This window comes from Streptomyces sp. ISL-87, assembly GCF_018614095.1.
GTDB lineage: Bacteria > Actinomycetota > Actinomycetes > Streptomycetales > Streptomycetaceae > Streptomyces.
On record NZ_JAGGOY010000027.1, the window covers coordinates 1 to 8963 of the forward strand.

Annotated in this window: 5 protein-coding genes; all 5 read right to left on the bottom strand. The window is 71.2% G+C overall.

The window, feature by feature from the left end:
* Window positions 1-317: 317 nt before the first annotated feature.
* Window positions 318-1397, bottom strand: a complete 1080-nt coding sequence (locus J7I97_RS10085; protein ID WP_374195454.1) for a TniB family NTP-binding protein — start codon at window positions 1395-1397, stop codon at window positions 318-320.
* On the bottom strand, window positions 1391-3544 hold the full coding sequence (locus J7I97_RS10090; protein WP_214932969.1) for a Mu transposase C-terminal domain-containing protein: 2154 nt from the start codon (window positions 3542-3544) through the stop codon (window positions 1391-1393). The genes J7I97_RS10085 and J7I97_RS10090 overlap by 7 nt, the downstream gene beginning before the upstream one ends.
* Entirely contained in the window at window positions 3541-4344 is an 804-nt protein-coding gene (locus J7I97_RS10095) for a TnsA-like heteromeric transposase endonuclease subunit (RefSeq protein ID WP_214932971.1), read from the bottom strand. The genes J7I97_RS10090 and J7I97_RS10095 overlap by 4 nt, the downstream gene beginning before the upstream one ends.
* Window positions 4345-4471: 127 nt before the next feature.
* Window positions 4472-5878, bottom strand: a complete 1407-nt coding sequence (locus tag J7I97_RS10100) for a TniQ family protein (protein ID WP_214932973.1) — start codon at window positions 5876-5878, stop codon at window positions 4472-4474.
* Entirely contained in the window at window positions 5875-8364 is a 2490-nt protein-coding gene (locus tag J7I97_RS10105) for a DEAD/DEAH box helicase (RefSeq protein WP_214932975.1), read from the bottom strand. The genes J7I97_RS10100 and J7I97_RS10105 overlap by 4 nt, the downstream gene beginning before the upstream one ends.
* Window positions 8365-8963 lie beyond the last annotated feature (599 nt).

Sequence of the window (8963 nt, forward strand, 5' to 3'; positions counted from 1 at the left end):
TGTGGGTGATCGTTGGGTTTGGTGCGGGTTGTCGCCATTTTCCTGGGGTTTTGTGGGTGGAGTGAGAGGGCTGGGTGGCTTGTGGGGGCCGGGCCTTCCGGACTCCCTGGGGGTCTGTGCGGGTCGTGGTTGTGGTGCGGGGGTGTTGAGCTGCTGGTATCGCGGTTTGGTTGGGAAATTGTTGTTTGTGTGAGGTGTGCCGGGATTTCTCGTGGTTGTACCGGGAGCCCCGGTAGTCGGCCGGGGGCTTGGCGGAGGGTGTCCGCTTTCGCGTGGTGAGGGGTCCGCGTTGGTGCCGGTGGGGTTTTGATGGGAGGTCATGCGCGGGGACGGGCCCGGGTGGCTGTCGTGGGTTTGTCTGGCCGGTAGTGCTGTTCGGCGAGGTGGTCGAGGGTGATGGCGTCGAGGGCGGAGCGGGTGATTTTCTCGGTGCCGTCGAGGACGGCGGTGATGGCTGCTTGTCGTAGGAGGCGGGAGAGGCTGCCGATCCGGCCGGCGGTTCGCTGGTGGAGGTAGGGCGCGTGGCGAGCCAGGCTGCCGGGGCGATGGTGTTGCAGGTCGAGGGCGTTTTCCATGGCGGTGACGAGCTCCCTGAACGGCTGTCCGCTTCCGCTTTCGCCGCTGTTCTTGCTGCTGGTGCCGTGTGCGCTGCTCGCTGTGGCGGGTAGGGGGTCGCAGTCGATGAGTTGGGCGCGGCCTGCGAGCTGGGCGCCGGCGGCGCCGGTGAACAGGGCGGTGTGGGTGACGTCGATGCCTGCGTACACGAAGGTGGCGGCGATGCGTTCGGTGAGGTCTTTGAGGAAGTCGGCGGCTTCGGCTCCGGTGGTGGTGCGGGGGTTGAGCCGGTGGATTTCGTCGATTATGACGAGCCGGACGCCGGCGGTGTTGTAGGTGTGGCAGACGGCGGTGGCGATCTGCGTCTGGGTCATGCGTGAGGAGACGGGGATGCCGAGGTATCGGGCGAATTCGCCGGCGAGGGCTTTGGCGGTGGCGCCGGGCGGGACCAGGAGGTAGGCCACGGGGGCCTGGCGGGCGACGTCGCCGCTGCGGGTTTGTTCGGCCAGGTAGCAGGTGCGGCCGACTTCGAGGAGGGTGGTGGTCTTTCCGGTGGTGGGCGGCCCGGTGAGGATCAGTGACGGTCTGGCGGTGGTCTGCTGGTAGCGGCCCAGGGCCATCAGGGTGCGTACTTCCAGGGAGGTCTGGACGATGGCGGGGGTGCGGACGGTGATGAAGCGGGAGTGGTAGGCCAGGCGCTCCTCGGTGGTGCGCGGTGCCTGTCCGGGGGTCGGGGGCTGTGGGGCGGGGCCGCGTGCGAAGCGCTGGAACAGCTCCCAGGTGGTGGGGTAAGTGTCTGGGTCTGGTCCCGGTCCGGTGGGAGCGGGGTTGCCGGTCACCACAGTTCGGCCTCCTTGCGCGCGTCGTAGAGGCCGAACCCGGCGCCTGGCAGGTACTCCAGTACCTCGTCTTCGTCTTCGTCTGGGTCGGTGTCGTCCAGGCTGTCCGCGGTCTGCCCGCCGTGGTCCTGGTCGTGGGGTGTGTCCGCGCGGGTTGCGGTGGTGGCAGGCCGCGGTCGGGGAAGGGGGCTGTGCGTTCCCGGCTCCGGCCTTGCTCCGGCGGTGTCGGGGCTGGCGGGGTTGTGGTGGTGGGGGAGGGCGGCGGGTGCGTGGCGGGCGGCCAGGTGCTGTTCGCGGGTGGTGGCTGTTCCGGTGCGGACTCGGCGGAGGAGGTCGTCCAGGGCCTGGGCGAGGTCGGCTTCGTGCCGGTCGCGGTCGCCGCGCCGTTCCACGGTGGTCTTCAGGTGCTGCCACAGGTCGTCGCCGAACGGTGCGTGGACGTGGTCGGTGTGGATCCAGGGCACGGTGGTGAACTGTCCGTCGGGCAGGCGGACCCAGATCTGGCGGTGGTCGTGGGGGTTGTGGTGGACCTCCCACCGGCCCTGCTGTGCGGTGATGCCGGAGGGGCGGCCGCGGTGCGGGTTGAGGGTGTGGTGGTCGTAGGTGCGGTGGTCGATGCGGATGCCGCGTTCGGTGATGCGTTTCCAGCGCACGGGCAGGAGTTCGACGTAGTCGCGGCTGGTCAGCGGGAGGGGGACGTGGCCGCAGGTGCCGAGCAGGGAGCCCCACATCTCGTTGGGGGTCAGGGCGGTAGCGGGCATGGTGGGGTGGCGCAGTCCTTGATGGGGGCGGTTCTGCCAGCCGGTGGTGATCCACTGGTCGAGGATGTCCTGCAGTTGCGGCACGGTCCACATCGCCTCGCTCTCGGCGCCGCGGCCGCGGCGGGTGGGGTCGGAGCCGGTGTGGCCGGCGATGTGCTGGCACAGCAGGGTGTTGATCGATCCGAAGGTGCGCTCGACGGGGCCTTTGGCGGCTGGCTGGCGCGGGGGAGCGGGCTGGACGCTGATGCCCAGGGTCTCGGCGGCTGCCAGGAAGGCCTCGGAGACGAATACCCGTCCCCGGTCCACGACCACCGTTTCGGGTACGGCCACCGGCCGCGCGGCCGCGTGGTGCAGGCGTGTATCGGCGTCCAGCAGGAGGTCGTAGGGGACGGGGGCCCGTGAGAGGTGCAGGGCGTCGGGCCAGATGGGGCGCATGGGGTGCGGGGTGGCCATCTCGGCCAGCAGCAGTGCCGCGTCCACGGCCTTGGTGCCGGCCGGTCGCAGGACTGCGGCCAGGATCGACCGTGATGCCACGTCCAGGGCGATGGTGAGTTCGGGGCGGCCGGTGGTGCCGTTGTCGAACACGGCCAGGACGTCCAGGCGGGTGGTGTCGAGCATGACCTGTTCGCCGGCGCGCAGTACGCGGGTGGGGGTGTAGGGGCGGGCGGGGGTGCCGGGCCGTTCGTGCGGGTCGGCCAGGGCGTTCGCCAGGCGGTAGAACGTCGCGTGGGCGGGCATCTTGACTGTGCCGGGGCCGTGGGCTTCTTCCAGGATCTGCACGGTCAGCTGCCGCAGGCCCTTGACCGTGCCCTGGGAGCGTCCGTGCTGGCGCCGCATCGCCTCCAGCACTGCGGCGATGACCCGCTCGTCGTTGCGTCCGGTGCGGCTGCTGGTGCGGGTGGTGCGGTGGTCGACCAGTCCCCACAGGCCCTGGGCGCGGTAGGACAGGCGCATGCGCTGCACGGTGGTACGCGCGACGTTGCCGAAGCCGAGCGCGGTCAGTTCCTCGGCCTTGGCCTGCTCGCGCTGGGCCAGGGTTCGGGCCCGGGGGTCGTACTCGGGTCGCGGCGCCCGTCCTTTGTCCGCCGCGGGCAGGCCGGTTTCCACCTCGAGGATGTGCCGCTGCCAGGCCAGGGCCCGTTCCTGCTCGCGCGGCGGCACGGTCGCGAACAGACCCCACTGCGGCACCGGCGCCGGCACGGCGGTGCCGACCAGGGCGAAGTCGGCGGCGGCGAACAGGTAGTTCGCCAGCAGCGTCGCCACCGTCCCCTGTTCGTCCACCAGCCGCACTTCCTTCCCTCGAAGGCCCACGACCTGCCAGGTCCGGCTTTCGAAGACCACGTGCCCGCCGACGGCCAGTACCGGCCGGCGTCTCCCCGCGCGGCTCACCGCCCCACCCCCGCGCCCGCTGTGACCCCGGCCCCGGACCCGGCCAGACCGGTGCTGATGAGTACACCCGCGTGCAGGGGCGCCTCCAGTGACGCCTCCAGCCGGTGCGCCCACAGCGCGTGGTAGACCACAGGCAGCACCACCAGCGGATTGCCCACCGCCCTCACCCCCTCGATCAGGGGCCGTGGCCGCGCGAACGCTCCCAGGACGGCCTCCTCCAGCTGCGCGGCGCCGCGATAGCGCGGGTGGCGGTACCCGGCCAGCCAGCGCACATTGCCCGCCGTCACCGCGCCCGGCGCCCGTAGCCGCCGGTAGGTCCAGCCGACCCGCGCACAGGCCGCTCCCACCGCGTCCGCGGCCCGCTGCGCGGCGGGCCCGCCGGCCCTGGGGCCGGCGGGGCAGTCGGCCAGCATCCCGGTCCCGTCCGCGTAGCGGGCGAACAACTGCGGCACCCAGGAGCGGACCGTCCCTTTGTGGTCGCGCCACAGCATCCGCACCGGCCGTCCGGCCAGGCCGACCACGCGCGGGTCGCGGTCCAGCAGCATCAACTGCATGACCATGGCCGCCGAGCCGTGCACTACATGTCCCCCGGTCGTGGCCGACCACCACCAGCCCGGCCCCCACCTCTTGCCCGCGATGATCGGGAACGCCGACACCGGTCGCAGTTCCTCGAACCGCACCCGCGCCGCAGCCCGTTCCCACCGCTCCTGCTCCAGGCTCCCGGCCATGTCGAACACTGCCTCGAAGTCCCCTTGAGGTGCTTCTGGTCCTGCCTGCGCACACGTGCGTTGATCAGCCATGGCAGCCAGCCAAGTACGTGAGAAAGCCGCAGATAGAGTGATACGGCACTACCGCACCCGTCCGAGTGCAGCCCCGGTGAATCCAGCTCACGCCGCACACGTCCGTGCTATCGCTGCGCCTCGGTGCCTACGACCCGGTCCCTTCCAACGTCTCCCGGTGTTCAGCGATGTCGTGCTGGAGGTCCTGGGCAGGGATATGGGTCCAGGCGCTGAGGTGGTCCAGGGGGACGCCGCCGGTGTGGGCGGCGCCGGCGATGGCGACGAGGGCCTGGTCCAGGCCGCGGACGCTCTGGTTGATCGTGTCGAGCAGATGCCGGGTGGTGGCGGCCAGGTGACCGGTGTCGTGCAGGTCCAGCGAGGCAAGGAGGTCGGTGGTCTCGCGGAGCTTGTGCTGGATCCAGGTCCGCTCGCCGGGAGGGACCGAAGCGCGCCAGCTGATGGTGCCGTCGGCGCGCTCGGCGAGTTTTCGTAGCTGCGCGGCTACGGAGACGGGCTGGTCCTCACGTCGTACCCGCCAGGGGTCCCGGCCCCATCCAGATGCGTTGACGCCGCGGTGCTCGCGCAGGATCGCGCCCATCCAGGCCAGCAGCGAGGGGCTGCTGTTGGCGGCCGCCTCTTCCCCCAGCCAGGACCGGCCCAAGCGGTCGCCGAGCTCGCGGCAGAACGACCCGTCGGGCGGGATCGGGCGGATCCGCTCACCGCCGCTGTCGGCCCACACCAGGCCGCGCATCGCCGGGTCCAGCAGCGCGCCGGCGACCGTGACCAGTTCGGGGAAGGTGGCGGCTTCCCGGGCCACCGCGCGCCACCACCAGAACTGCCGCCCGGTGTCACCGCCCGCGAGTTGGTGCAGGCGGGCCGGCCAGATCCGTTCCTTGGGCCATTCCAGGGCTTGTTCCCACCACTGACACACCACGGCCCGGGCGAGCACGAACACCGCGCCCGGGTCCACGCCGCCGTGCTGTGCGCGGCGGGCCACGGCGGCCCACTGGTGCTGCGCCGAGATGATGTCCGGGCAGTGCCGCAGGGCCAGGTGCTGCAGTCCGTGGCTGTCACCGGCGTCCAGGGCCCACCGCTGGTGACGCGGGCACACGCGTTGCCAGCCGTGCCGGTACCTCATGGCGGTGGCTGGCTGCCCGGTGCGCCGGGCAGTACAGGACCGGCAGGCATACGCGACGGGTGCGTGGACGGTGGAGCCCGTACGCCACTGGCCCAGCGGCTGAGGGTCCCCGTCGTCCGTCCCGAACATTTCGGGTGCCCTGTCCCAGGCGGGAAGGGCCTTGGCCAGGTTCTGCGGGCTGGTGCGGCACAGCTCGGCCAGGACGCGGCGTCCGGCCTGGTTGAGGAGGATCTCGGCGTCGGGGCGGGGCCCCGCAGCCCCTGGGGTGCGCGGGGCCTGGTTACGCCACTGCCACCAGGAGCGCAGTTCGCCCGCGTCAATGGCGTAGCCCCCTGCGATCCGGCCGAGGAGCGAGAACACCGTCTCCTGGGCGAGCGGTGCTACCCGCAGCACCCGTACAGGCCCGGCGTTGCTCACCAGCCCACTCCGAGCTCGGCGAGGGCGGCGAGCTGGTCGGCGTTCAGCCGGTTCCGGCGGGTTTTCTGGTTCATGATCCATACTCCGGTCCGGTGTTCGGTCCCGTCGGGGAGCGTCTCGATGTGGCTGCGGGGTACCACGGTGGTGCCTTCCCGTTCGATGTACCGCGCGAGGGCCTTCAACCCGGCCTGGAAGGCCGTACCGATCTTGCCGGTGCCCGGCGTCGCGCTCGTCTTCGCCGGGGCCTTACGGGCCCGTACAGCCGCCTGCGGCTTCACGCCCAGCTCGGTGAGCCGCCGCTGCTGCTCGGCGTTCAGGTGGGTGAAGTCCCGCTGCTGGGTGGCGAGCCAGCGTCCGATGTCGTCGCCGTGGCGGGTCACCCCCGCCAGGATGTCCTTGAGTCGTGCACCGGCTGCCAGGAGCTGGGCCAGGTAGGCGTAGTGGCGCTGCCAGTCCACCGTCCATCCGTGCTCGCGCGGGTTCCAGTCCCGGTCGATGGCGGCGAGTCCGGCGGCCCGCCGGGCGGCCCGGTCCGGGTCCTTCCCGAGTCCGCCGGGCCGGCGGATGTTGGTGAGCCACTGCCCGACGGGCTTGTCGAGGGCGGTGGCGTGCCGCGGGGCGGCCAGCGTCCCGTGCAGCTCGAAGAAGGCCCGGGCGGCGGCGAGGTTCTCCGTGAAGGCGGCGTCGGCGGTGTCCCACACGATCCCGAGTTCCTCCAGCTCGGCCGCCCGCTCGCCGCTCATCTGCCCGTTCCGGTAGGTGCGGCGCTGGTCGGACAGCCACCGCCCCAGCGGGTACGCCCCCTCGGTGTGTTCGTACGGGACCTCCAGGTGCTCCTCTCGCTGCCGAAAGCGCAGGGCGGCTTCGGCTCCTCGACGCCAGTCCTGCCGCTCGGTGCTGATGACCTGGTAGCTGATCCACTTAGCGATCAGTGCCGGATCGCGCGGGGCGGCGAACCGGAGCAGTGCCCTCGTCTCCTCCTCGCCCTCGGCGGGGGCCTCGCCGATCGGGAGCGACGGATCGACGACGCGTTTCTGGTTTTCCTGGGGAATTGCGAGCATTTCCACGGCGCGTTCGTCATGCGCCCTCAGGCCTTCCAGAACCCGGATCAAAGGGCGGTACGAGTTCGAGGAGAGCATGTCCTGCGGCTCTTCGTCCGCCGCCAGGAATACGGGCACGATCAGGGTGGCCATTTTTCCCTGGCCGGGTGTCTGGCGCAGGGCGCGGCCGATGGCCTGGACGATGTCGACGGCCGATCCCTTGGGGTCGATCAGGGCGACGGAGTCCACGGCGCGGATGTCGATGCCTTCGCCGAGGACCTTGCAGTTGGCGAGGACTGCGCGGCCGGCCCGGCGCCCGAAGTCGGCGAGTACCGCGCGCCGGTGCTCGCTGTCGTGGTCCCCGCACAGCCATCGCGACCACACCCGCTCCGGATGCCGGACGGGGTCGGCCCGGTGGAGCCGGGCCGCGACGCGGGGCAGGCCTTCGGTGAAGGCCTCAGCCTCGATCGTGCGGTGGTGGAAGGTGATCGTCGTCTGAAGCCCGTGGGTGGCCATGGTCTCCAGCAGGGTGGCCTGGAGGGCTGCGAGGCGCTCGCCGCGCAGCTGCTCTTCGTAGCGTTCCTCGCTGATGAGCCGGTCCGGGGTGACGAGGGGGTCGGTGAGCTCGGCGACCACGATCTGATACCTCGCCAGCAGCCCCCGGGAGATTGCCGATGCCAGCGGCAGCTCGTAGACGACCGGCCCGAACACCTTCTCGTCGTCCATGGAGCAGGCCATCTCCTTCGGCATCCGGTCCCGCAGCCGCCGAGTCCGGGCCGAGACCTCCTCGTCCACGAGCGCCACCTGCGCCTCGTACAGCTCCTCGTCCGCCCTCGTCCTGGGCGGGCGTTCCGTCCAGATCCTGGGGGTGGCGGTCATGTACAGCCGGCGCATGGCCGGGATGACCTCCTGGTGGTGCACGTCCGCCCATGCCTTCCCGGCCGACCCCGACGTCCGGTGCGCTTCGTCGACGACGACCAGGTCGAAGACGTCCATCGGCAGCCCGTACTCCCCGCGGTGCGCTTCGGCGAGTACGGGGAGGGAGGCGTAGGTGGCGTACACGGTCACGGGGCCCCGGCCGTGCCACAGCCCCAGTTGAGGCGCCGAGGTGGTGGAGCGTACGTCCAGGTTCCACAGGTGCACGTCGTCCTGGAGCGAGCACACCGCGACCGCGGGCCCGGTGTGGCCGACGGCCCGCCACTCGCGGACGGTCTGGGTGAGCAGGTCCAGGGTCGGCAGCAGCACCAGGACCCGGCCGCCCCGGGCGAGGCGGAGCGCGGCCGCAGCCGCCATGATCGTCTTCCCGGTCCCGCACGCCGCAACCACCGTTGCCCGCAGCCCCGCCTGAGGGATGCGCTTTCCGGGCGGAATATCAAGCCCCCGGACAATCGCCTCCACCGCTTCTTCCTGGTGAGGACGCAGTACGATGCCGCCGGTCTTCTGCATTCGGCACTCCACGTAATTCGGAGCGGCGGGAGACCCCGCCGGGAGGGGGTGGCGATTTTCTCGGGATACTACACACTACATCTCAACGTGATGCATACTGATGACTGTACCCGTACCGACTGCATCACGAAGGCGCATCGGGTCGAATGAACCCTCTGAACCCTCGGAGATGAGCATGGCCCTCGGTGTCGTCGTACTCTTCACGACCCTCGTCCTTGCCGTACTCGCGGCGCGCGTCGCCATCGCCTACTTCAGGCCGACACAAGAGCGCACCGGCTGCCTTGCCAGCCAGACCTGCGAAGCAGGTCCTAGTCCTGGAGGCGAAGCCGGAAGGACCCTGGTGGGGGAGCGAAGCGGACCCGCCCAACGAGCCGAAGGCCCAGACCCCGTGAAACGGGGTCACCTCCCGTGCCCAGCACGGGAGGTGACTGGGCCTGCGCAGCAGGCCCAGTCCGGGTGGAGCGAAGCGGAACCCGGACCGTCCGGAGCGAAGCGCAGGACCCCGGCCCGAAGGGCCGGCCTTGGGCCGCGAAGCGGGGCCCCGCCGAGCGCAGCGAGGCGGTTCCCTTCCCAAGCGCGCAGCGCTTGGGTCCCCGCTC